The organism is Cryobacterium sp. MDB2-A-1 (genome assembly GCF_004402675.1).
Taxonomy (GTDB): Bacteria; Actinomycetota; Actinomycetes; order Actinomycetales; family Microbacteriaceae; genus Cryobacterium; species Cryobacterium glucosi.
Genome location: NZ_SOFK01000058.1, coordinates 1 through 22,833 on the forward strand (window position 1 = coordinate 1; position 22,833 = coordinate 22,833).

Consider the following 22,833-nt stretch of genomic DNA (forward strand, 5'->3'; position numbering starts at 1 on the left):
ACAGATCACGACGGGGTGGACGGCGGGGCATTCCGTCGATCACACCTTTGCGAGCGTCTGGGACCAGGGTGTGATGCTCGCCGGGCGCCGGTCCTGGTGGCGGATCGCCGCCGACCTCACCGATCAGAGCACCCGCCCCGTCGTGCCCACCGGGCGTGGGTCTCGAACACCCCGCCAGAAGCCGGTGCTGGTAGCGACCGGGCCTGGGCAGGTGTGGTCCTGGGACATCACCGACCTCCGCTGCCCGTGGCGGGGCAGAACGTTCAAGGCGTATTCCATCATCGATATCTACTCGCGCACGATCGTCGGCTGGCGGGTCGAGGAACGCGAGAGCGACCACCTCGCCGTGGAGATGTTCCAGAGCGCGTTCGACCAATACGGCACCCCCAAGTTCGTGCACGCCGATTCCGGGCCCGCGATGCGTTCGGGCGCTCTGGCCGATCTCCTCGCCGAGCACAAGGTGACTAAAACCCACAACCGGCCCTATGTGTCCAACGACAACCCGTTCTCCGAGTCTGAATTTCGCACAATGAAGTACCGGCCCAACTACCCCGGAACGTTCGAGAGTCTTCAGGCCGCCCGCGACCACCTGGCCGAGTACGTGCCCTGGTACAACACGACCCACAAGCATTCCGGCATCGCGTTATTCACGCCCCAGCAAGTCCACGACGGCTCCTGGAAGCAGGCCCACCGCATCCGCGACATGGCACTGCAGACCTACCACCAGAACCACCCGGAACGATTCAACTCGCGGCCGACTACACCCGCACCAGCCGGCACCGTTGGAATCAACATCCCCAAGGAAACTGTCAAAAGCTAGCCCACGTGACTCCACACAGCTTGACATCGAGCGTTCCGCGCGTGAGAGGGCACTTTGGGCCCCGAATGCCCAAAATCTCCGTCGAATTGGTTCGGGCGAATAGAGTGGGGGGATGCCGACGATCGACGCAAACCCGCTGGACGAGCCACAAACCGATCCATTCGAGATCGCCCGGATCGCGGCGGAGGAAATCGTCGAGCTGACCGGCGTCACCCATCACGACGTCGCGCTGACCCTCGGCAGCGGCTGGGGCAAGGCCGCGGAGCTCATCGGCGAGACCACGCACACGATCCCCGCGCAGTCGATCACCGGATTCAGCGCCCCCGCGCTCGAAGGCCACGTCGGCACTCTGCGTTCCGTGCTCCTGCCGAACGGCAAGCGGGCTCTCGTCATCGGCGCGCGCACCCACTACTACGAAGGCCACGGCGTCCGCCGGGTCGTGCACAGCGTACGCACCGCTGCGGCAACGGGCGCGACGACCATGATCCTCACCAACGGGGCGGGCGGCATCCGCGAGACCTGGACCCCCGGAACGCCGGTGCTGATCAGCGACCACATCAACCTCACCGCGGACTCGCCGCTCGAAGGCGCGACCTTCATCGACCTGACCGACCTCTATTCGAAGCGGCTGCGCGACCTCGCCCGCACCATCGACCCCGGGCTCGACGAGGGCGTCTACTGCCAGTTCCGCGGACCGCACTACGAGACCCCCGCCGAGGTGCAGATGGCGAAGGCGATCGGCGGCCACATCGTCGGCATGTCGACGGCGCTCGAGGCCATCGCCGCCCGCCAGGCCGGCATGGAGATCCTCGGCCTGTCCCTCATCACCAATCTCGCGGCCGGGATCCAGAAGGAGCCGCTCAGCCACGCCGAAGTGCTCGTCGCAGGCAAGCAGGCCGAACCCGTGATCAGCGCACTCCTCGCCAGGATCGTGGCCGCCCTGTGAGCGCGACCGAGACCGGCACCGGGCCCACGAGCACCGGGCCCACCAGCACAGGGCCCGTCGACTCCGAGCTGACCGGCACCGGTGAGGTTCGCGCGCGCGGGCGTCACCGGGCATTGCCGGATGCTCCCGCTTCCGCACTGCCCCCGACCCTCGCGCTCGAGATCGTGGAGATTCCGGTCCCGGCGGCCGCCCAGGCGGTTCCAGTATCGGCAGCAGCCGAAGCGGCGGAGGCAGTTCCGGCAGCAGCCGAGGAACCCGCCGCTGCCCCACTGACCGCCCACCCGGCATCCGCCGCGGACGAACAGGCCCCCGTCACTGCGGAAATGGACGCCACCGTCGCGGCGGCCTTCGTCCCGGCAGCGCGCGCCCACCCCGTTCGGGCATCGACGACGTCTGCACCGGCCCCTGCGCCCGACGACGCCACCACGGTCGCCGCGGCCACCGCCTGGCTCGCCCAGGACCCGGACCCCGAGACCCAGGCCGAACTGCGCGCCCTGCTCCGCGGGGCACAGTCCGCGGACGAGACAGCCATCACCGAGTTGCACGCCCGCTTCGACGAGCGCCTCGCCTTCGGAACGGCCGGCCTCCGCGGCGCGATCGGCACCGGCTCCAACCGGATGAACCGCGTCCTCGTGTCCCAGGCCGCGGCCGGCCTCGCCGCGTTCCTGATCGGAACCGCCCTTCCCGGCCAGACCCCCTCCGTCGTGATCGGCTACGACGGCCGCAAGAACTCCCAGGTCTTCGCGGCCGACAGTGCCGCGATCATGGCGGGTGCCGGCGTCCGCGCCATCCTGCTGCCCCGCCTGCTGCCGACGCCCGTCCTCGCCTTCGCCGTCCGCCACCTCGACGCGAGCGCCGGCGTCATGGTCACCGCCTCGCACAATCCCGCGGCCGACAACGGCTACAAGGTCTACCTCGGCGGCGCGAACAGCGGATCCCAGATCGTTTCACCGGACGACGCGTTCATCGCGGCGGAGATCCACCGCGTGGCGACGCACACGACCATCCCCGACCTGCCGCGCGGCGTCTACGAGACCGCGGAGGAGACCGTCGTCCAGGCCTACATCGCCGCGACCGCCGCTACCGTCGGCCCGCCGCGCGCCCAGGTCAACGCCGTGTACACGGCCATGCACGGGGTCGGCTGGGACACCACCCGCCGCGTGCTCGAGGCTGCGGGCTACGACCTGCCGACCCTCGTCGACGCGCAGATCGCCCCGGACCCGACCTTCCCGACCGTCGCGTTCCCGAACCCGGAGGAGCCGGGCGCCCTCGACCTCGCCTTCGCGACCGCCCGCGAGATCAACGCCGAACTCATCATCGCGAACGACCCGGACGCCGACCGCCTCGCGATCGCGATCCCCGACGCCGACGCCGCGGGCGGATACCGTCGCCTCACCGGCAACGAGGTCGGTGCGATCCTCGGCTGGCGTGCCGCGGAACGGGCAGAACTGGCGCCCATCGCCGACGACGCCGCCACGGACGACGACGCGGACACATCCGCGCCGGCCCCGCGCAGCGGCACTCTGGCCTGCTCGATCGTCTCGTCGCCGGCCTTGAAGGCCGTGGCGGATGCCTACGGCATGCGCTTCGAAGAGACACTCACCGGGTTCAAGTGGGTCTCGCGCGCCCCCGGTCTGGTGTTCGGCTATGAGGAAGCCCTCGGCTACCTCGTGAACCCGACGACCGTGCGCGACAAGGACGGCATCTCCGCGGCCCTCGCGCTGCTGTCCCTCGTGAGCGACCTGAAGAACGAGGGCTTCACCCTCGCGGACCACCTGCACCACTTCAGCGGCCGGTTCGGGCACTTCTCGTCGAGCCAGATTTCGGTGCGCGTCACCGACCTGTCGTCGATCTCCCGGGTGATGGACCGGCTGCGCTCGAACCCGCCGGTGTTCATCGGCCGGATCCGCGTCGACCACATCGACGACCTCGCCGGCGGCTTCCTCGGCTTGCCCCCGAGCGACGTGCTCCGGATCCGCCTCGTCGGAGGGGCCCGGGTGATGGTGCGCCCGAGCGGCACAGAACCCAAGCTCAAGGTCTACCTCGACACGAGCAGCGTCGTCGGCACGGTGGTGGAGCGCCAGGTCGCCGCCAACGCCGTGCTCGCCGAGCTCGAGCGCGGTATGCGCGAGCTCATCGCGTAGGGCTCACCGCGCAGGACTCGGACCTCAGGGCCCGGCACGCGAAGCACCGCACCGCACCGCACCGGGCTCAGCCGAGCGCGTCCTCGAGCTTGGTGGTGAGCTCGTCGAGGTCGAAATAGTTGTCGATGACGACGATGTCCGCGTTGGTCTTGCCGATGTGGGCCACGAGCTCCGATGAGGTCAGGATCACCTGCGCGTCCGCGCCGACGGTCTGCACGGAGGCAACGTCGGTCGCCGTGACCTCGGCGTCGATGTCGAGCCGGGCGAGAGCCCGTTCTGCGTTCATCTTCAGGATCGCGGAGGTGCCGACTCCGACCCCGCACAGGGCGACGATCTTCATTCCCGGACCCCGTTGGCTTCTCCGGCGGGTGCCGTCACGCCGAGCAGCGAACGGATGCCGGCGGCATCCGTCGCGGCCGCAAGCGCAGGGATGACCCGCGGGTCATTGAAGAGGTTCGCGAGTTCGGCGACGAGCAGCACGTGCTCATCGCCCGTCGTCACGGCGAGGCCGAGGACCACGCTGACCGGGTCGTTGTGCGGGTGGCCGAAGGCGACGGGTTCCGCGAGCGTCACGACGCTCAGGCCCTCTGCGATGACGTCGGGGCCTGGGCGCGCGTGGGCGAGGGCCAGGCCCGGGGCGATCACGACGTAGGCGCCGAACTCGTCGATGACGTCGATCATCCGTTTCGTGTAGCCGGGGCCTGTCGACCCCGAGCGCACGAGACCGTCGCCGGCCGCGGTCACGGCGGCGCGCCAGTCGGCCACGTGGATGCCGATCGCGATGGCGGTAAGAGGCAGGTCTGGGAGTTGCATAGGTTCTTTCACTGGGGTTGCGTGGCGGGGTCCGCGGACTCTCAGGCCTCTTCGAAGCCCGCGACGATGGCGTCGGCGAGTTCTTCGCGCTCTTCGAGCGGGAGGAACGCGGACTGGGCGGCGTTGAGCTGGAAGACCTCGAGGTCGTCGATGTCGTAGCCGAAGGCGTCGCTCAGCAGCGCGAGTTCCTGGCTCAGGCTCGTGTCGCTCATCAGCCGGTTGTCGGTGTTGACGGTGACCCGGAAGCCGAGCTGATACAGCAGGTCGAAGGGATGGTCGAGCAGGTCGTCGCCCCAGGCGGCGATTGCGCCGGTCTGCAGGTTCGACGACGGGCTCAGTTCGAGGGCGATCTCACGGTCGCGCACCCACTGGGCGACCGGGCCGAGGGTGACGTAGGTGTTGTCGTCGTCCTCGCGGCCGATGACGATGTCTTCGGCGAGGCGCACGCCGTGGCCGAGGCGCAGTGCGCGGCCGTCGAAGAGGGCGCCGCGGATGCTGCCCAGCCCGTCGGCCTCTCCGGCGTGCACCGTGACCGGCATGAACTCCTTGGCGAGGTAGTCGAATGCTGCAAGGTGGTTGCGGGCGGGGAAGCCGAGCTCCGCGCCGGCGATGTCGAAGCCGATGACGCCGTTGCCGCGGTGGCGTACGGCGAGTTCGGCGATCTCGAGGCCGCGGTTCGCGTGGCGCATCGCGGTGATGAGCTGGCCGACCCGGATGGTGGACCCGAATTCTGCCGCCTGGTCGACGCCGGACTCGAGGCCTTCCTGCACGGCCTCGACGACTTGGTCGAGGGTGAGCCCGCGGGTGAGGTGCTGTTCGGGTGCCCAGCGGATCTCCCCGTAGATGACACCGTCTGCGGCGAGGTCCTGCACGAATTCGCGGGCGACTCTGATGAGGCCCTCCCTGGTCTGCATCACGGCCGTCGTCACGTCGAAGGTCTTGAGGTAATCCACGAGCGAGCCGGAGTTGGCCTGGTCGGCGAACCAATCGCCGAGGGCGGCAGCTTCCGTCGACGGCAGGGCGAGACCGATGGCCTCCGCGAGCTCGATGATCGTCTGGGGGCGCAGGCCGCCGTCGAGGTGGTCGTGCAGCGATATTTTGGGCAGCGCATTGATGCTCGTACCACCGGGCAGCAGGAATTCCTCAAGGCTCGTATTCACGCTCACCAATCTACCGGCCCCGGCCTCCCCCGGCCCCTCCCCAGGCATAACTCCCGTAATTTATCGTGATCGGCAACAAACCGATCCCGTTCAGGAGATCGAGCCGGGCTCAGCCACCGATGCGCTCGGCGATGAGGGGGCCGCCGTCGAGCACGGGCTCGCCGGGTTCGCCGATCCGGTACGCGCCCTCGAGGGCCTCGAGGGCCCTGGCGAAACGCTCCGGCTCGTCGGCGCTGAGGGTGAAGAGCGGCTGCCCTGCGCGCACGGTGTCGCCCGGCTTGGCGTGCAGGTCGATCCCTGCGGCGTGCTGCACGGGGTCCTGCTTGCGGGCACGGCCCGCCCCGAGACGCCAGGCGCCGATCCCGAACGGCAGAGCCTGCTGCTCGACGAGCACTCCGTCACGGTCCGCCGTGACGACGTGGGTTTCCTTCGCGACCGGCAGCGCGGCATCCGGGTCGCCGCCCTGGGCGCGGATGACCTCGCGCCACTTGTCCATGGCCCGCCCGTCGGTGAGGGCAGCGGCGACGTCGACGCCTTCGATTCCGGCGAGGTCGAGCATCTCGGTCGCGAGGGCGATCGTGAGTTCGACGACGTCTGCAGGTCCGCCGCCGGCGAGCACCTCGACCGATTCGCGGACCTCGTTCGCGTTTCCGATCGCGAAGCCGAGCGGCACGTTCATGTTGGTGAGCAGGGCGGATGTCGCCACCCCGGCATCCTCGCCGAGCGCGACCATCGTGCGGGCGAGTTCCCGGGAGAGCTCGATGTCCTTCAGGAAGGCGCCGGACCCGAACTTCACGTCGAGGACGAGCGCGCTCGTGCCCTCAGCGATCTTCTTCGACATGATCGAGGAGGCGATCAGCGGGATCGCCTCGACGGTTCCGGTGATGTCGCGGAGGGCGTAGAGCTTGCCGTCCGCCGGGGCGAGGCCGCCGCCCGCCGCGCAGATCACGCCGCCGTGGTCGCGGAGCTGCGCGAACATCTCCTCGTTGCTGAGGTGGGCGCGCCAGCCGGGGATCGACTCGAGCTTGTCGAGGGTGCCGCCGGTGTGCCCGAGGCCGCGGCCGGAGAGCTGCGGGACGGCCGCGCCGAAGACCGCGACGAGCGGCATCAGCGGGAGGGTGATCTTGTCGCCGACGCCGCCGGTGGAGTGCTTGTCGGTGGTCGGCTTCCCGAGGCCGGCGAAGCTCATCCGCTCGCCGCTGTTGATCATGGCGAGGGTGAGGTCCTTGATCTCCCGCCGGGTCATGCCGTTCAGGAAGATCGCCATGGTCATCGCGGCCATCTGCTCGTCGCCGACGTAGCCGCGGGTGTACGCGTCGATCAGCCAGTCGATCTGGGGGGTGGCGAGTTCGCCGTGGTCGCGCTTGGTGCGGATCAGGTCGACGGCGTCGAAGGCTTCGAGGTGGGTCTGGGTGTTCACTGGTGTTCTTCCCGGTAGTCGGCGAGCTGGCGGGGCCCGAAGGCATCCGGCAGGACCTGGTCGATGGTGCGGAGGCCCGAGACTGTTTCCAGCAGCATGCCGGGTGCGGAGTGTTCGTAGAGGAGCTGGCGGCAGCGGCCGCACGGCATCAGCAGGTTGCCGTTGCCGTCGACGCAGCTGAAAGCGAGGAGCCGGCCGCCGCCGGTGAGATGCAGCACGGAGACGAGGGCGCACTCTGCGCACAAAGTGAGGCCGTACGAGGCGTTCTCCACGTTGCATCCGCTGATCACCCTGCCGTCGTCGACGATGGCGGCCGCGCCGACGGGGAACTTCGAGTACGGCGCGTATGCGAGGCTCATCGCCTCGGTCGCGGTGCTGCGGAGGAGCGCCCAGTCGATGGCGGGAGCCACGTGGCCGGACTCCGGTTCGTTATTTCGTGCGGGTTCGTTCTTTCGGGAGCTCACGATTTGATGTACGGCTTTCCGGAGGCCGCCGGCCCCCGTGACTGGCCGACGAGGCCGGCGACGGCGAAGATCGTGACGAGGTAGGGCAGCATCAGCATGAATTCGCTCGGCACCGGGGAGCCGATGATGCTGAGCACGTTCTGCAGGTTGCTCGCGAAGCCGAAGAGCAGCGCGGCGAGGGTGGCCCTGATCGGGTCCCAGCGGCCGAAGATGACGGCGGCGAGGGCGATGAACCCGGCACCGGCTGTCATCTCCTTGCCGAAGGCGCCGACGGAGCCGAGGGTGAAGTACGCCCCGCCGAGACCGGCGATCGCGCCTGCGAGCGAGACGTTCCAGAACCGGGTGCGGGCGACGTTGATGCCCACGGTGTCCGCGGCCTGAGGATGCTCGCCGACGGCGCGCAGGCGGAGGCCCCACTTGGTGTGGAAGAGGCCGAAGTACACGCACGCGACGGCCACGTACATGATGTAGACGATCAGGGTCTGCCGGAAGAAGACCGGGCCGATGATTGGGATCTCGCTCAGCAGCGGGATGTTGATGTTCTCGAACCGCGGCGGACTGTTGAGCGTCCCGGCGTTCGGGGCGAGCAGCTGGGAGAACAGGAAGCCGGTCACCCCGGAGACGAGCACGTTGAGCACGACGCCGACGATGACCTGGTCGACGAAGTACTTGATCGCGAACGCGGCGAGCACGAAGGAGACGAGCACGCCGGCGAGCATCGCCGCGACAAGCCCGAGCAGCGGCTGCTGGGTGATCGACGCGACCATCGCCGAGGTGAACGCACCCGCGAGCAGCTGGCCCTCGATCGCGACGTTGACCACGCCGACCCGCTCCGAGATGACGCCGCCGAGAGCACCGAAGATGAGCGGGACGGCGAGGCTCAGCGACCCGAAGAGCAGCCCGGGCACGGGGATCGTGTGGTCGGCGGAGGCCCAGGCCAGGAAGCCGACCAGCAGGAACACCGCGAACACGGTGACGAGCCAGATCGGTACTTTCGCCTTCGAGCGCACGAGCCATCCGCTCGCCGCCGTGATCAGGAGCAGGAGGGCGACGACCGCGATGCCGGTCGGCCGGGTGGGCAGGACCACGTCGGGCAGCTGGATCAGGTCGGTCGTGGTGGACAGGCGCATGGTGCTCTCGCCGTCACGACCGAAGACGACGAGCAGCAGGAAGCCGAGCACCGAGAAGATCGCGAGGGCGATCGGGGTCTTCCAGCTCTTGATCTGCTCGAAGTCGGGCCCTGCGGCAGTGACTGCTGCGCCCGGTCCGGTGGACCCGGCCGGTGAAACGGTTATCGGAGTGCTCACGAGGCCACCGCCTCCGTGGGTGTCGTGGTGCGTTTCCGGGGCGTCTTCGCACCCGGGGTCTTCTGGCCCGGCGTCGGCAGCCGGAAGATGGCGCGCACGAGGGGCGGCGCCGCGATGAACAGCACGATCAGGGACTGCACGATCAGCACGATGTCGATCGGGACACCCTCTGCCGCCTGCATCGAGAACCCGCCCGCCTTGAAGGCGCCGAAGAGGATGCCCGCGGCGAAGACCCCCCACGGGCGTGAGCGGCCGAGCAGCGCGACGGTGATCGCGTCGAACCCAATGCCGGAGTCGATGCCGGCGTCGAAACCGCTCGTCGACGTGCCGAGCACCTGGTTGATGCCGGCGAGGCCGACGAGGCCGCCGGAGAACAGCATCGCGTAGACGTACATCCGGTTGACGCTGATCCCGGCCACCCGGGCCGCGTGCGGGTTGAGCCCGACGGCGCGGAACTGGAAGCCGAGATTCGAGCGCGACAACAGCCACCAGGTGAAGATCGTCGCGATGATCACGAGGATGAACCCGAGGTGCAGGTTGTACGCGGGGCCGAGCAGGTCGGGGAACACGGCCGTCGGTTTGCTCGCAGGACTCTGCGGGTTGTTGGACCCCGGCGTCTTCAGGAAGCCGTCGCGCAGCAGGTAGCTGACGAGATAGTAGGCGACATAGTTCAGCATGATCGTCGTGATGACCTCGTGCGCACCGGTGCGGGCCTTGAGCAGGCCGACGATGCCGCCCCAAAGCGCACCGCCTGCGACGCCGACGACGAGGGCGACGACGAGGTGGATGCCGGCGGGCAGGTCGAGCGCGAAGGCCACCCAGCCGCCGAGCGCTGCCGCGATGAGCATCTGGCCGCGACCGCCGATGTTGAACAGCCCGACGCGGAAGCCGAGCGCAACGCCGAGGCCGGCCGCGATCAGCGGGGTCGCGAAGGTGAGGGTCTCGGTGAGCGGCTTGATCCCGGACGCGAAGTCCGGCTTGCGGAAGTTGTAGATCGACCCCTGAAACAGGGCGGAGTACGCTCCGGAGACGGAATTCCAGGCCGCGACGACGGTGTCGCCCGGTCGGGAGAAGAAGTACACCGATGCCTTCTGGACGTCCTCGTTGGTGAAGGCGATCAGGATCGCGCCGACGAGCAGGGCGAGGAGAACGGCGAGGACGGAGATGATGGCGTTCCCGGTCGTGATCTCTCGGAAGACCTGGTACGCGCGGCTCGGCTGGTCAGGCTGGTCCGGCCCGGCCGGCTTCCCGCTGGAAACCGGCGGGGTCTGAAGGGTCTCGCTCATGCTGCCGCTCCTTCTTCGGTCGGCGTTTCGCCGGCCATCATTAGCCCCAGTACGGCCCGGGGGGTGTCGCCGGGGACGATGCCCACGACGCGGCCTCGGAACATCACCAGGATCCGGTCGGCGAGGGCGGCGACCTCGTCGAGTTCGGTCGAGATCACGATGACCGGGGTGCCGGCATCCCGGGTCGCGATGATGCCCTCGTGCACGAATTCGATCGAACCGACGTCGAGGCCGCGGGTCGGCTGGGCGGCGATGAAGAGCCGCAGATCGCGGCTGAGCTCTCTGGCGAGGACGACCTTCTGCTGGTTGCCGCCGGAGAGGCGGGCGACGAGGGTGTCGATGCCCTGGGAGCGCACGTCGAATTCCTTGACCTTGTCCTCGGCGAACCGGGCGAGGAAGGACAGCTGGACGTTGAAGCGCTTGACGAACGGCGGCTGGTGCGACCGGTCGAGCATCAGGTTCTCGGCGATCGTGAATTCGCCGACGAGGCCGTCCTCTGTGCGGTCCTCTGGCACGAAGCCGACGCCGGCGTCGAGGATCCGGCGCACGGTGTGGTTGCGAAGCGAGGCTCCGTCGAGGGTGATGCCGCCGGAGACGCGCGGCTGGAGGCCCATCAGGGCCTCAGTCAGCTCGGTCTGCCCGTTTCCCTGCACTCCGGCGATGGCGAGGATCTCGCCGGCGTGCACGGTGAAGCTCACGTTGTTGACGAGCACCTGCCCGCGCGGGTCGAGCACGGTGAGGTCGGTGACGACGAGGGCAGGGGCGCCGGGCGCGGCCGGGGACTTGTCAACGGTGAGGTCGACGGGGCGGCCGACCATCATCGTGGCGAGTTCCTCGTTGCTCGCGGTGGGCGAGGCCTGGCCGACGACGGCACCGAGGCGGATGACGGTGATCCGGTCGGCGACAGCGCGCACCTCCCTGAGTTTGTGGGTGATGAAGACGATCGAGGTGCCGGAGTCGCGCAGCTGGCGCATGATGCCCATCAGCTCGTCGGTCTCCTGCGGGGTGAGCACCGCGGTCGGCTCGTCGAAGACGAGCACCTTCGCATCGCGGGAGAGCGCCTTGATGATCTCGACCCGCTGCTGCACTCCGACGGGGAGGTCCTCGACGAGGGCGTCGGGGTCGACGTCGAACCCGAACCTGGCCGAGATCTCGGTCACCCGGCGGCGGGCGGCCGGGAGATCGAGGTGGCCGCCGAACCCGGTCTCTTCGTGGCCGAGCATGACGTTCTCGGCGACGGTGAAGACGGGGATGAGCATGAAGTGCTGGTGCACCATGCCGATGCCGGCGGCCATGGCGTCGCCGGGTCCGGAGAAGTGCTGGACGACGTCGTCGAGCAGGATCTCGCCTTCTTCGGCCCGGTAGAGGCCGTAGAGCACGTTCATCAGGGTGGACTTCCCTGCGCCGTTCTCGCCGAGCAGCGCGTGGATCTCGCCGGCCTCGACAGTGAGGTTGATGTGGTCGTTGGCGACCAGGGCACCGAATCTCTTCGTAATGCCTCGAAGTTCGAGCTTCATACTTCCCGATTCTATTGAGCAGCCGGCCGGGGGGGGTCAGCGGCCGGGGGTTAAAGCACACGGGGAGGCCAGCTCTCGCTGGCCTCCCCGCGATGGCACTTCCTGGTGTGTTACTTCGGGGTGGACGGCGACGTGACCTTGAGCTTGCCGCTGATGATGTCGGCCTTGATCGCGTCGACCTCCTTCACGAGCGCGGGGTCGACCTTGGACTCCCAGTCGTGCAGGGGCGCGATGTCGACGCCCTTGTTCTCGAGGGTGCCGATGTACGGGGTCGCGCTGAACTTGCCGTTCGCCGCGTCAACGACGATCGCCTTGGTCGCATCCGCCATCTGCTTCATGATCGAGGTGAGGTAGAGCGCCTTCGTGGCCGGTGCGGTCGCGTAGAGGTCGCTGTCGACGCCGACGATGGCAACGTCCTTGCCGGAGTCCTGGATGGCCTGCGCGGTGCCCTGGAAGAGCGGCCCGGCAACCGGAAGGATGATGTCGGCGCCCTGGTCGATCAGGTTGGTGCTGAGTGCCTTGCCCTGGTTGATGTCATCGAAGCTGCCGGCGAAGGTTCCGGCCTGGGCGGCCTTGTCCCAGCCGAGGAGCTTGACGGACTTCGACTTCTGGGTGTTGTAGTACGTCACGCCATCGGCGAAGCCGTCCATGAAGATCGTCACGGATGGGAACTGCTTGCCGCCGTAGGTGCCGACGATGCCGGTCTTGGTGGTGCCTGCAGCAAGGTAACCGGCGAGGAAGGCGGCCTGGGCGGTGTCGTAGAGGACCGGCTTGACGTTGTCGAGGGCAAGGGGGCTGAAGTCGTCATTCGACAGTGCGGAGTCGATGATGGCGAAGTCGGTCTTTGGGCTGGCCTTGGCCGCGTCGCGGGTGGTGTTCGCGAGCGCGAAGCCGACCGTGAGGATGAAGTTGCAGTTCTGGTCGACCATGCTGCTGACGTTGCCCGCGTACTGGTCGGTCGTCTTGGACTCCGCCTGCTTGAACTTGACGCCGAGGGCATCCGCTGCCTGGGTCATTCCGTCGAAGCTGGACTGGTTGAAGGACTTGTCGTCGAAGCCGCCGGCGTCGGAAACGATGCAGGGGGTGAAGTCGGTGACCGCAGCGGTCGACGTGGCGCCGCCGGTGCTCGGCGCCGCCGCACAACCGGCGAGCAGGGCTACGGCGCCTAGGGTGGCGAGTCCGCTGAAAACGGCCCTTCGTTTGGTGATTGTCAAGATGACCTCCATTGCTGGCCCGGCGCGGGTTCGACGGGGCTGTGTGCAATCAGGTTACCCAATGTTTCATTGCTCAGTTGAGCAAACTCGATAGGTGCGCTAAGCGTTATCAACCCGCTACCTGCACGAAACAAATCCGTGCACAATTAGCCGGAGACCGGCACAAACGATTCCGACGGTGTCGGCTACAGAACGTCGCTGCTCCCGGAGAGCTTGAGGGCGTCGACGACGGCCTTCACTTTCTGCGCATTCGCGCTCGTCGTCACGAGCAGAGCGTCCGGCGTGTCGATGACGACGATGTCCTCGACGCCGATCAGCGCGATCATCCGGCCGGTGTGGCTCACGACGATTCCGCTCGACGAGTCGGCGAGCACGCGGGCGCCCTCACCGAGGATCGCCAGGTCGCGCTTCCGCCCGTTCGCGTGGATCTTGGCGATCGACGCGAAGTCGCCGACGTCGTCCCAGTCGAACTGGCCGGGGATGACGGCGAGCTGGCCGCGCGCCGCGACCGGCTCCGCGACGGTGTAGTCGATGGCGATCTTCTTGAGCCTCGGCCAGACCTTGTCGACGACGGCGCCGCGGCGCGGGGTGTCCCACGCATCGGCTAGCTCGAGCAGCCCGGCGAGCAGCTCGGGCTCCGCAGCGCCGATCTCTTCGAGCAGTCGATCGGCCCTGGCGATGAACATTCCCGCGTTCCAGAGGTAGTGGCCGCTCGCGACGTACGCCTCCGCCGTCGCGAGGTCGGGCTTCTCGACGAAGGAATCGACGGACTGCGCGTTCGGCGCCCCCGGGATTTCTAGCGGCGTGGCCGTCTTGATGTAGCCGAATCCGATCGCGGGCTCCGTCGGCCGGATGCCGATCGCGACGATGTACCCGGCATCCGCTGCCGCGACGGCCTCGACGATGGTCTGGCGGAACAGGATGGCGCCCTTGATGACGTGGTCGGCCGCGAAGGACCCGATGATGACGCCGGGTTCGCGTTTCTCGAGGATGGCCGCGGCGAGGCCGATGGCCGCCGTCGACTCGCGCGGCTCGCTCTCGAGCACGACGTTGAGGTCGGCGAGCTCCGGCAGCTGCGCCTCGACGGCGGCGCGGTGCGCGCGACCGGTGACGACCATAATGCGCTGGTCGCCGGCGAGCGGGGCCAGCCGGTCCCAGGTGTCCCTGAGCAGGGTCTGGCCTGACCCGGTGAGGTCGTGCAGGAACTTCGGCGCGTCCGCGCGGGAGAGCGGCCACAGGCGGGATCCGATGCCGCCGGCGGGGATCACGCTGTAGAAGCGCTCGAGTGGGTCAGGTGCCTGGGTCATTCGGCCAGACTACAGGCCGCCGGGGGGCTGTTCACCGGGTATTCACGCAGTGGTTCCGGGTATTCACGTGCTTGTTTCGAGGGGTGCATACGCTCGAAACATGCGGGTTGCCGTCGTCAGTGAAAGTTTCCTCCCCACCGTCAGTGGGGTCACCACGAGCGTCTGCAAGGTGCTCGAGCACCTGCAGCGCACCGGGCACGAGGCGATCGTCATCGCCCCCGCCGGTGCTCCTTCCGAATACGCGGGTTTCCCGGTGTTGAGCGTCCCCGCCGTCTCCTACCGCCAGTTCCCTGTCGGGATGCCGAGCCCGCACGTGCAGCGCCTGCTCGCCGATTTCGGCCCGGATGTCGTGCACGCGGCCTCCCCGTTCCTCCTCGGCGCCCAGGGCATCGCGTCGGCGAACCGCCTCGACATCCCGAGCGTCGCGATCTTCCAGACGGATGTCGCCGGTTACGCCAGGCGCAACCGGCTCGGCCAGGCGACGAAGGTCGCCTGGCGCCTCGTCAAGTGGATCCACGACGGCGCCGACCTCACCCTCGTGCCCTCCTCTGCCTCGATGGCGGACCTCGAACGGGTCGGCGTGCGCAGGCTCGCCCGGTGGACGCGCGGCGTCGACCTCGTCGGCTACCACCCGAACCGGAGGAGCGAACCGGCCGTCGCCGAGCTGCGCAAGCGCCTGTCCCCGAACGGTGAGGTCGTGATCGGCTACGTCGGCCGGATGGCGCCGGAGAAACAGGTCGAACGGTTCCGTGCCCTCAGGGGCGTTCCGGGCATCCGTGTCGCCCTCGTCGGCGACGGGCCGTCCGTGCCGCTCATCCAGCGCGAACTCGCCGGCGTGCCGGTGACGTGGCTCGGCCGGCTCTCCGGGTCCGCCCTCGCCGACGCCTACGCCGCGTTCGACGTCTTCGTCCACGCCGGGACCGAAGAGACCTTCGGCCAGACGATCCAGGAGGCGCACGCGGCTGGGCTCCCCGTCGTCGCCCCGCACGCCGGCGGCCCGATCGACCTCGTCGCGCACGGCGACAACGGATTCCTCTTCACTCCCGACGACGAACGCGATCTGCGGCGCTGTGTCACGCGGCTCGTGGATGACGCGCCGCTCCGGCTGCGGATGGGCGAATCCGGCAGGAGGGCGGTGCTCGGCCGCTCGTGGGAGAACGTCTGCGAAACCCTTGTCGGTTACTACGACAAAGTCATCGACGAACGTGCCGCCATCCGCGTGATGACGGCGGTTCCGCTGTCAATGCAGCGCTGAGGGCCCTCGCGGATAATATCTCGGCCTAGAGACACTTAGGATGGTTGCACGCGCACCAGCGCAGTGCCGGCCTGCACTATTCGAGGCCGCTCATTCAGCCAGGGAAGGTTGGTCATGCCTCAGCAATCGGCACGGACATTGACATCCCAGCAGAAGACCACGTCACGCCGCCCCGCAGGAACCCTGTACCGGGGCCGCGAGGGTATGTGGTCGTGGGTCCTCCACCGGATCACCGGTGTTGCGATCTTCTTCTTTCTGCTGGTCCACATTCTGGACACGGCGCTCGTGCGCGTGAGCCCCGAGGCGTACAACGCGGTCATCTCGACCTACCAGACGCCGATCATGGGTCTCGGCGAGACGGCGCTCGTCGCGGCGATCGTGTTCCACGCGTTCAACGGGATCCGGATCATCCTGATCGACTTCTGGAGCGCGAAGTACCAGAAGGTGATGTTCTACGTCGTCATCGGCCTCTGGGTCGTCACGATGCTGGGCTTCGCCCCCCGCCACCTCATGAACGTCTTCAGTCACTAGGAGGAGCAGCCATGGCAACCACACTTGACTCCCCCAGGAGCCCATACGCGCGCCCGACGGGCAAGCGCGGCACCAACTGGGAAAAATGGGGCTGGATCTACATGCGCGGCTCCGGCGTCGTGCTCATCGTGCTCATCTTCGGTCACCTCTTCGTGAACCTGATGATCGGCAAGGGCGTCGACGCCCTCAACTTCGGCTTCGTCGCCGGCAAGCTCGCGAGCCCGTTCTGGCAGTGGTGGGACGTGGCGATGCTCTGGCTCGCCCTGATCCACGGCGGCAACGGCATGCGCACAATCGTGAACGACTACGCGACCCAGCGGGTCACCCGCGGCATCTTCAAGTGGGCCATCCTCGCCGCCGTCGTGATCCTGATCGTGCTCGGCACGCTCGTGGTCTTCACCTTCGACCCCTGCCCGGCCGGTTCGCCCGCCGACCTTCTTCCCAAGTTCTGCCCGGCCATCTAGGAGCTCACACCAGCACATGACGGATGCATCAAACACCGCACCGACCGAATCCACCGTGATCGACGGCGTGCACTACCACAAGTTCGACATCGTGATCGTGGGAGCAGGCGGTGCAGGGATGCGCGCAGCCATCGAGGCCGGACCAGGGGCAAGCACCGCGGTCATCTCCAAGCTCTACCCGACCCGTTCGCACACGGGAGCCGCCCAGGGCGGCATGGCCGCAGCGCTCGCCAATGTCGAGGAAGACAACTGGGAGTGGCACACCTTCGACACCGTCAAGGGCGGCGACTACCTCGTCGACCAGGACGCGGCTGAGATCCTCGCGAAGGAGGCCATCGACGCGGTCATCGACCTCGAGAACATGGGCCTGCCCTTCAACCGCACCCCGGAGGGCAAGATCGACCAGCGCCGCTTCGGCGGCCACACGAGCGACCACGGCAAGGCGCCCGTGCGCCGCGCCTGCTACGCCGCCGACCGCACCGGCCACATGATCCTGCAGACCCTGTACCAGAACTGCGTCAAGCGCGGCATCAACTTCTTCAACGAGTACTACGTGCTCGACCTCGTGATGACCCCGGTCGACGGTGTCGACCAGCCGTCCGCCGTCGTCGCACTCGACCTGTCGAGCGGCGAACTGCACGTCTTCCAGGGCAAGGCCTTCATCTTCGCGACCGGCGGCTTCGGCAAGATCTACAAGACCACCTCGAACGCGCACACCCTCACCGGTGACGGCGTCGGCATCATCTGGCGCCAGGGCCTTCCGCTCGAGGACATGGAGTTCTTCCAGTTCCACCCGACCGGCCTCGCCGGCCTCGGCATCCTCCTCACCGAGGGAGCCCGTGGTGAGGGCGCGATCCTGCGCAACGCCTCAGGCGAGCGCTTCATGGAGCGGTACGCCCCGACGATCAAGGACCTCGCCCCGCGCGACATCATCGCGCGCTGCATGGTCAAGGAGGTCGCGGAGGGCCGCGGCGCCGGACCGAACAAGGACTACCTGTACCTGGACTGCACCCACCTGGGCGCCGAAGTGCTCGAGACCAAGCTGCCGGACATCACCGAGTTCGCCCGCACCTACCTCGGAGTCGACCCGGTCACCGAACCGGTGCCCGTGATGCCGACGGCGCACTACGCCATGGGCGGCATCCCGACCAACGTCAACGCCGAGGTGCTGCGCAACAACACCACCGTCGTTCCCGGCCTCTACGCCGCCGGCGAGTGCGCGTGCGTCTCGGTGCACGGCTCGAACCGGCTCGGCACCAACTCACTCCTGGACATCAACGTCTTCGGCAAGCGCGCGGGCAACAACGCCGTCGCCTACGTGAAGACCGCGGAGTTCACCCCGCTGCCCGATGACCCGGCCGGGACGGTGCGCGAACTGCTCGAGGGCATCCGCTCGTCGACGGGAACCGAGCGCATCGCCGTGCTGCGCAAGGAACTGCAGGAGACGATGGATGCGAAGGCGCAGGTCTTCCGCACCGACGAGTCGCTCTCCGAGGTCACCGAGGTGATCCACTCGCTGCGCAACCGGTACAAGAACATCGGCGTGCAGGACAAGGGCCGCCGGTTCAACACCGACCTGCTCGAGGCAGTCGAACTCGGCTTCCTGCTCGACCTCGCCGAGGTCGTCGTGTACTCCGCCCGCAACCGCAAGGAAAGCCGCGGCGGCCACATGCGCGACGACTACCCCCTGCGCGACGACGTGAACTACCTCGTGCACACGATGGCGTACCTCACCGGTGACCCGCTCTCAGCGGATGCCGCAGACCACATTGCGCTGGACTGGAAGCCAGTCACCATCACGCGCTACCAGCCGATGGAAAGGAAGTACTGAGTGAGCACCGCATTCGCAGACGCCCCGGTCGTGCCCGAGGAGATTCAGTCCTTCACCGTCACGCTCATCATCCGGCGCTTCAACCCGGAGGTCGACGACGAGCCGCACTGGGAAGACTTCGACGTGCAGATGTACCCGACCGACCGGGTGCTCGACGCGTTGCACAAGATCAAGTGGGAGCAGGACGGCTCCCTGTCGTTCCGGCGCTCCTGCGCGCACGGTATCTGCGGCTCTGATGCGATGCGCATCAACGGCCGCAACCGCCTGGCCTGCAAGACGCTGATCAAGGACCTCGACATCACCAAGCCGGTCTACGTGGAGGCGATCAAGGGACTTCCGCTCGAGAAGGACCTCATCGTCGACATGGAGCCGTTCTTCGAATCGTTCCGGGCCGTTCAGCCGTTCCTGGTGTCCAACACCGCGCCCGTCGGCGGCAAGGAGCGCATCCAGACCGTCGCCCAGCGCGAACGTTTCGACGACACCACGAAGTGCATCCTCTGCGCGGCATGCACCTCGAGCTGCCCGGTGTTCTGGACGGACGGGCAGTACTTCGGCCCGGCCGCGATCGTGAACGCGCACCGCTTCATCTTCGACTCACGCGACGAGAACGCAGCCGTTCGCCTCGACATCCTGAACGACCGGGAGGGCGTCTGGCGCTGCCGGACGACCTTCAACTGCTCGGAGGCGTGCCCGCGCGGCATCCAGGTGACGCAGGCGATCGCCGAGGTCAAGCAGGCGATCCTGCGCGGCAAGGCCTGAGCGCAGGAGTCTCACACGCACGAATCCCATCCGGAGTAGCCGGTGGCGCCGACTCGGGTTTCGTCGCCACCGGCTGGTCGCGCGTCCCCGGCGGCTGGCCGGGTCGAGTGACCGTCGCTCAGTCCACGAGCCAGATCGACCCGGCTCGGACAGTGCCGAACGAGCCGTTCTGAACCCGGGAGCGCCGCGCCGGAGCGAGGCGATCGGGCCCGGCCGGGGCATCCGCTTCGGGTGTCGGATGACCGGTCTGGACGGGTGGACTCTCGGATCGTCGCAGATCCGGGCGGTCGGGCGCAAGAGGTGAGGGAGTCTCACGAGTGATTGCGCCCCCGAACTGGGGGTATTCGTGGGCGTTTGCGGAAATCGTTAGGCTTATGCGGTGAAGCCGCCCGCATTCGTGAACCGACTGACGACCCTGTCCAAGCGCATCATGCAGTGGCGGCCCGTGCGCGCGTTCATGCACTTCGGGGAAAGCAGCGGCGCGATCCTCGCCGGGGGCATGACCTACCAGGCCATTTTCGCGATCTTCGCGGCGATCTGGGTGGGCTTCTCGATCGCCGGGCTCTGGCTGACCTCGAACCCGGCGCTCCTCGACCAGCTGTACGCCCTGATCAACCAGTCCGTCCCCGGGTTGATCGGCAAGGGTGGAGTGATCGACCCGACCGAGCTCGCGAGCACGGGGACGCTGACCTGGACCGGTGCGATCGCTCTCGTCGGCCTGATCGGCACGACCCTCGGCTGGCTGTCGACGACCGCGCAGGCCGTGCGCAGCATCTTCGGGATGCCGCGCGACGGCACCTTCTTCCTGCTCGTCAAGCTCAGGGAGCTCGGCCTCGGCGCGGGCTTCGGACTCGCACTCATCGTCTCCGCGCTGATCTCGCTCGCGAGCACGGAGGCCCTCGGCGGCATCCTCGGCTTCCTCGGCGTCTCGCGGGACTCTCTCGGGTTCATCGTGGGGGCGCGCACGATCGGGCTGCTCGTCGTGCTGGTCATCGACACCCTCACGCTCGCCGTGCTGTTCCGGGTGCTGAGCCGGGTGCACATCCCGTTCCGTAAGCTCGTGTCCGGCTCCCTGCTCGGCGGGGTCGCGCTCGGCGGGCTCAAGGTGCTCGGTGGCGCCCTCCTCGGTGGGGCGGGCAAGAACCCCCTGCTCGCGACCTTCGCCGTCGTGATCGGGCTGCTGATCTGGTTCAACTTCATGAACACGGTGATCCTCCTCACCGCCTCCTGGATCTCGGTCGGGATGCAGGACGCGGGCATCCCGCCGCAGCCGGTGAACCCGGACGAGGCCGCCGCTGCGGCCGAAGCGCGCGAGCTCGAGGCGCGGCGCATCGCCGCGCTCGCGGAGCTGCGGGACGCCAGGGCTGCACACGAGGCGTCCTCCTGGGGCCGGCGCTGGGCATCCGCTCGCCGGCTGCGCGCCGCCGAGAAGCGCGCAGCCCCCTTCGCCCCGCCGACCTAGACTTGGTTCATGCCGTCTACGCCTGCAGCTTCAACGCCGTCTGCCCAGCCGCTTCGCATCGCCTCGATCAACGTCAACGGGGTGCGCGCTGCTTACCGTAAGGGGATGGGCGACTGGCTGGCCGGACGGGACGTCGATATCCTCGCCATCCAGGAGGTCCGTGCGTCGACCGAGGACCTCGAGGGCCTGCTCGGGCCGGAGTGGAGCATTCTCCACGATGCCGCGACGGCCAAGGGACGGGCCGGGGTCGCCCTCGCGAGCCGGTCGACGGCATCCATTCACCGGGTCGAACTCGGCGCGGAGGACTTCGACAGCGCCGGGCGCTGGCTCGAGGCCGACTACGAGGTGAACGGCACGATCGTGACCGTCGTGAGCACCTACGTGCACTCCGGCGAGACCGACACCCCGAAGCAGGTCGAGAAGTACAAGTTCCTCGATGCGATGCTCGCTCGGCTGCCCGAGCTCGCGGCGCACAGTGAACGCGCGGTCGTGCTCGGCGACCTCAACGTCGGGCACCGCACCCTCGACATCAAGAACTGGCGCGGCAACCGCAAGCACGCGGGGTTCCTGCCGGAGGAGCGGGCGTACTTCGACCGCATCCTCGGCGCGGAGGACGAAGCCGGCTACAACGCCGGCGCCGGTCTCGGCTGGGTCGACGTCGGCCGCAAGTGGGCCGGTGAGGTGGAGGGGCCGTACACGTGGTGGTCGCAGCGCGGCAAGGCCTTCGACACGGATACCGGTTGGCGACTGGACTACCAGCTCGCGACCCCGCTCCTGGCGGCATCCGTCGTCGACTACGCGGTCGACCGCGCGGATGCCTACGACCAGCGCTGGTCGGACCACTCCCCCGTCGTCGTCGACTACGCGCTCTGACCCATTTCACGCCTCCGGCTCCGGCCCGCGGCCACACGCTACGAAAGATCTGAATCATGGACAAGCCCCGTCTCTACTCCGGCATGCAGCCGTCGGCCGAATCGCTGCAGATCGGCAACTACATCGGCGCCCTGCTGAACTGGAAGTCGCTGCAGGAGACGCATGACGCGTTCTTCTCGATCGTCGACCTGCACGCCATCACCGTCGCACAGGACCCGGCCAAGCTGCGGGAGAACACCCGCCGCACCGCGGCGCAGTACATCGCGAGCGGGATCGACCCCGACGCCTCGACGCTCTACGTGCAGTCACACGTTGCCGCGCACGCGCAGCTCGCGTGGGTGCTGAACACCATCACCGGCTTCGGCGAGGCCAGCCGGATGACCCAGTTCAAGGACAAGTCCGCCAAGCAGGGTTCCGACGGCACCACGGTCGGACTGTTCGCGTACCCGATCCTGATGGCCGCGGACATCCTGCTCTACGACACGGTCGTCGTTCCCGTCGGCGAGGACCAGCGCCAGCACGTCGAGCTGACCCGCGACATCGCGGCGCGGTTCAACACGCGATTCGGCGACACGTTCGTGGTGCCGGAGGCCTCCATCCAGAAGGAGACCGCCAAGATCTACGACCTGCAGAACCCGCTGTCGAAGATGTCGAAGTCGGCAGAGTCGCACGCCGGCGTGATCTGGGTGCTCGATGAGCCCTCGGTCACCGCCAAGAAGATCATGCGCGCGGTGACGGATGCCGATGGCGGCGTGGTTTTCGACCGGGAGAACAAGCCCGGCGTGGCCAACCTGCTCACGATCTACTCGACCATGGCCGGGCGCACGGTCCAGTCCCTCGAGGACGAATACGCCGGCCGCGGCTACGGGGACCTCAAGAAGGGCCTCGCCGAGGTCGTCACCGGTACCTTCGGTCCGATTCGCGCCCGGGTGATCGAGCTGCTCGACGACCCGGCCGAGCTCGACCGCCTGCTGGCCGTCAACGCCGCGCGGGCGGCATCCGTTGCCGATGCCACCCTCGCCCGTGCGTACGACCGCGTCGGCCTGCTCCCGCCCCGATTCGCTCGTTGACACAACTGTGGCCGATTCGGACAACTGTTGCCGGCCCGCGGGCCGCAACTGTCCGAATCGGCCACATACGCCGGTATCGCTCGAGCGCAGTGAGCTAGAGGACGTCCTCGTCCACCCAGTCGAGGGACTTGGTGATGGCCTTTTTCCAGTTGCGCAGCAGCCGGTCGCGTTCGGCGACGTCGAGCTTCGG

Annotated in this window: 21 protein-coding genes; 11 read left to right on the top strand and 10 right to left on the bottom strand. The window is 68.1% G+C overall.

The genetic code is table 11. The features are described 5' to 3' along the window. The 3 genes from E3O39_RS18680 to E3O39_RS18690 all read left to right on the top strand — a co-directional run. Window positions 1-820: DDE-type integrase/transposase/recombinase (locus E3O39_RS18680; protein WP_134449400.1), on the top strand; the 820-nt coding region annotated here is incomplete at its 5' end. A gap of 112 nt (window positions 821-932) precedes the next feature. Then, the gene (locus E3O39_RS18685; RefSeq protein ID WP_134449401.1) at window positions 933-1,766 is read left to right on the top strand and encodes a purine-nucleoside phosphorylase; all 834 of its coding nucleotides are present in this window, start codon (window positions 933-935) and stop codon (window positions 1,764-1,766) included. Between the two features lie 323 nt (window positions 1,767-2,089). Then, complete coding sequence (locus E3O39_RS18690; protein ID WP_134449419.1) at window positions 2,090-3,910, top strand: phospho-sugar mutase; 1,821 nt, start codon at window positions 2,090-2,092, stop codon at window positions 3,908-3,910. Window positions 3,911-3,977: 67 nt separating this feature from the next. On the opposite strand, the gene E3O39_RS18695 is transcribed toward E3O39_RS18690, so the two are convergent. The 10 genes from E3O39_RS18695 to E3O39_RS18740 form a co-directional block, all read right to left on the bottom strand. Next, complete coding sequence (locus E3O39_RS18695) at window positions 3,978-4,250, bottom strand: PTS sugar transporter subunit IIB (RefSeq protein ID WP_134449402.1); 273 nt, start codon at window positions 4,248-4,250, stop codon at window positions 3,978-3,980. Beyond that, complete coding sequence (locus E3O39_RS18700) at window positions 4,247-4,723, bottom strand: PTS sugar transporter subunit IIA (RefSeq protein WP_134449403.1); 477 nt, start codon at window positions 4,721-4,723, stop codon at window positions 4,247-4,249. The genes E3O39_RS18695 and E3O39_RS18700 overlap by 4 nt, the downstream gene beginning before the upstream one ends. Window positions 4,724-4,764: 41 nt before the next feature. Continuing rightward, entirely contained in the window at window positions 4,765-5,883 is a 1,119-nt protein-coding gene (locus E3O39_RS18705; protein ID WP_134449404.1) for an adenosine deaminase, read from the bottom strand. A gap of 109 nt (window positions 5,884-5,992) precedes the next feature. Continuing rightward, the gene (locus tag E3O39_RS18710; RefSeq protein WP_134449405.1) at window positions 5,993-7,303 is read right to left on the bottom strand and encodes a thymidine phosphorylase; all 1,311 of its coding nucleotides are present in this window, start codon (window positions 7,301-7,303) and stop codon (window positions 5,993-5,995) included. Continuing rightward, window positions 7,300-7,713, bottom strand: a complete 414-nt coding sequence (locus E3O39_RS18715) for a cytidine deaminase (protein WP_241985144.1) — start codon at window positions 7,711-7,713, stop codon at window positions 7,300-7,302. The genes E3O39_RS18710 and E3O39_RS18715 overlap by 4 nt, the downstream gene beginning before the upstream one ends. A 50-nt stretch (window positions 7,714-7,763) precedes the next feature. Next, window positions 7,764-8,990: an ABC transporter permease gene (locus tag E3O39_RS18720; RefSeq protein ID WP_241985145.1), complete on the bottom strand. Its 1,227-nt coding sequence runs from the start codon at window positions 8,988-8,990 to the stop codon at window positions 7,764-7,766. An 80-nt stretch (window positions 8,991-9,070) separates the two neighbouring features. Further along, window positions 9,071-10,360 carry an ABC transporter permease gene (locus E3O39_RS18725; protein WP_134449407.1) on the bottom strand — a complete coding sequence of 430 codons (1,290 nt, stop codon included), beginning with the start codon at window positions 10,358-10,360 and terminating at the stop codon, window positions 9,071-9,073. Further along, window positions 10,357-11,877 (bottom strand): ABC transporter ATP-binding protein, encoded by a 1,521-nt coding sequence (locus tag E3O39_RS18730; RefSeq protein WP_134449408.1) that lies wholly within the window; start codon window positions 11,875-11,877, stop codon window positions 10,357-10,359. The genes E3O39_RS18725 and E3O39_RS18730 overlap by 4 nt, the downstream gene beginning before the upstream one ends. A 110-nt stretch (window positions 11,878-11,987) precedes the next feature. Then, window positions 11,988-13,091, bottom strand: coding sequence for a BMP family protein (locus E3O39_RS18735; protein WP_134449409.1), 1,104 nt, complete (start codon window positions 13,089-13,091; stop codon window positions 11,988-11,990). Between the two features lie 185 nt (window positions 13,092-13,276). Then, complete coding sequence (locus E3O39_RS18740; protein WP_134449410.1) at window positions 13,277-14,398, bottom strand: mannose-1-phosphate guanylyltransferase; 1,122 nt, start codon at window positions 14,396-14,398, stop codon at window positions 13,277-13,279. Window positions 14,399-14,498: 100 nt separating this feature from the next. Between E3O39_RS18740 and E3O39_RS18745 the strand changes: the two genes are divergently transcribed. From E3O39_RS18745 to trpS, 8 genes are all read left to right on the top strand, one after another. Next, the gene (locus E3O39_RS18745; RefSeq protein WP_134449411.1) at window positions 14,499-15,653 is read left to right on the top strand and encodes a glycosyltransferase family 1 protein; all 1,155 of its coding nucleotides are present in this window, start codon (window positions 14,499-14,501) and stop codon (window positions 15,651-15,653) included. Between the two features lie 114 nt (window positions 15,654-15,767). Continuing rightward, a complete protein-coding gene (sdhC, locus tag E3O39_RS18750) occupies window positions 15,768-16,184 on the top strand; it encodes a succinate dehydrogenase, cytochrome b556 subunit (protein WP_134449412.1) in 417 nt (138 codons plus the stop codon). 11 nt (window positions 16,185-16,195) lie between these two features. Next, entirely contained in the window at window positions 16,196-16,648 is a 453-nt protein-coding gene (locus E3O39_RS18755; protein ID WP_134449413.1) for a succinate dehydrogenase hydrophobic membrane anchor subunit, read from the top strand. Between the two features lie 16 nt (window positions 16,649-16,664). After that, window positions 16,665-18,479, top strand: a complete 1,815-nt coding sequence (gene sdhA, locus E3O39_RS18760) for a succinate dehydrogenase flavoprotein subunit (RefSeq protein ID WP_134449414.1) — start codon at window positions 16,665-16,667, stop codon at window positions 18,477-18,479. Continuing rightward, a complete protein-coding gene (locus E3O39_RS18765) occupies window positions 18,480-19,238 on the top strand; it encodes a succinate dehydrogenase iron-sulfur subunit (RefSeq protein WP_134449415.1) in 759 nt (252 codons plus the stop codon). 379 nt (window positions 19,239-19,617) lie between these two features. Then, window positions 19,618-20,700, top strand: coding sequence for a YihY/virulence factor BrkB family protein (locus E3O39_RS18770; protein WP_134449416.1), 1,083 nt, complete (start codon window positions 19,618-19,620; stop codon window positions 20,698-20,700). Between the two features lie 9 nt (window positions 20,701-20,709). Continuing rightward, on the top strand, window positions 20,710-21,573 hold the full coding sequence (locus E3O39_RS18775) for an exodeoxyribonuclease III (protein ID WP_134449417.1): 864 nt from the start codon (window positions 20,710-20,712) through the stop codon (window positions 21,571-21,573). A 56-nt stretch (window positions 21,574-21,629) separates the two neighbouring features. Further along, complete coding sequence (trpS, locus tag E3O39_RS18780; RefSeq protein WP_134449418.1) at window positions 21,630-22,643, top strand: tryptophan--tRNA ligase; 1,014 nt, start codon at window positions 21,630-21,632, stop codon at window positions 22,641-22,643. Window positions 22,644-22,833: the final 190 nt, after the last annotated feature.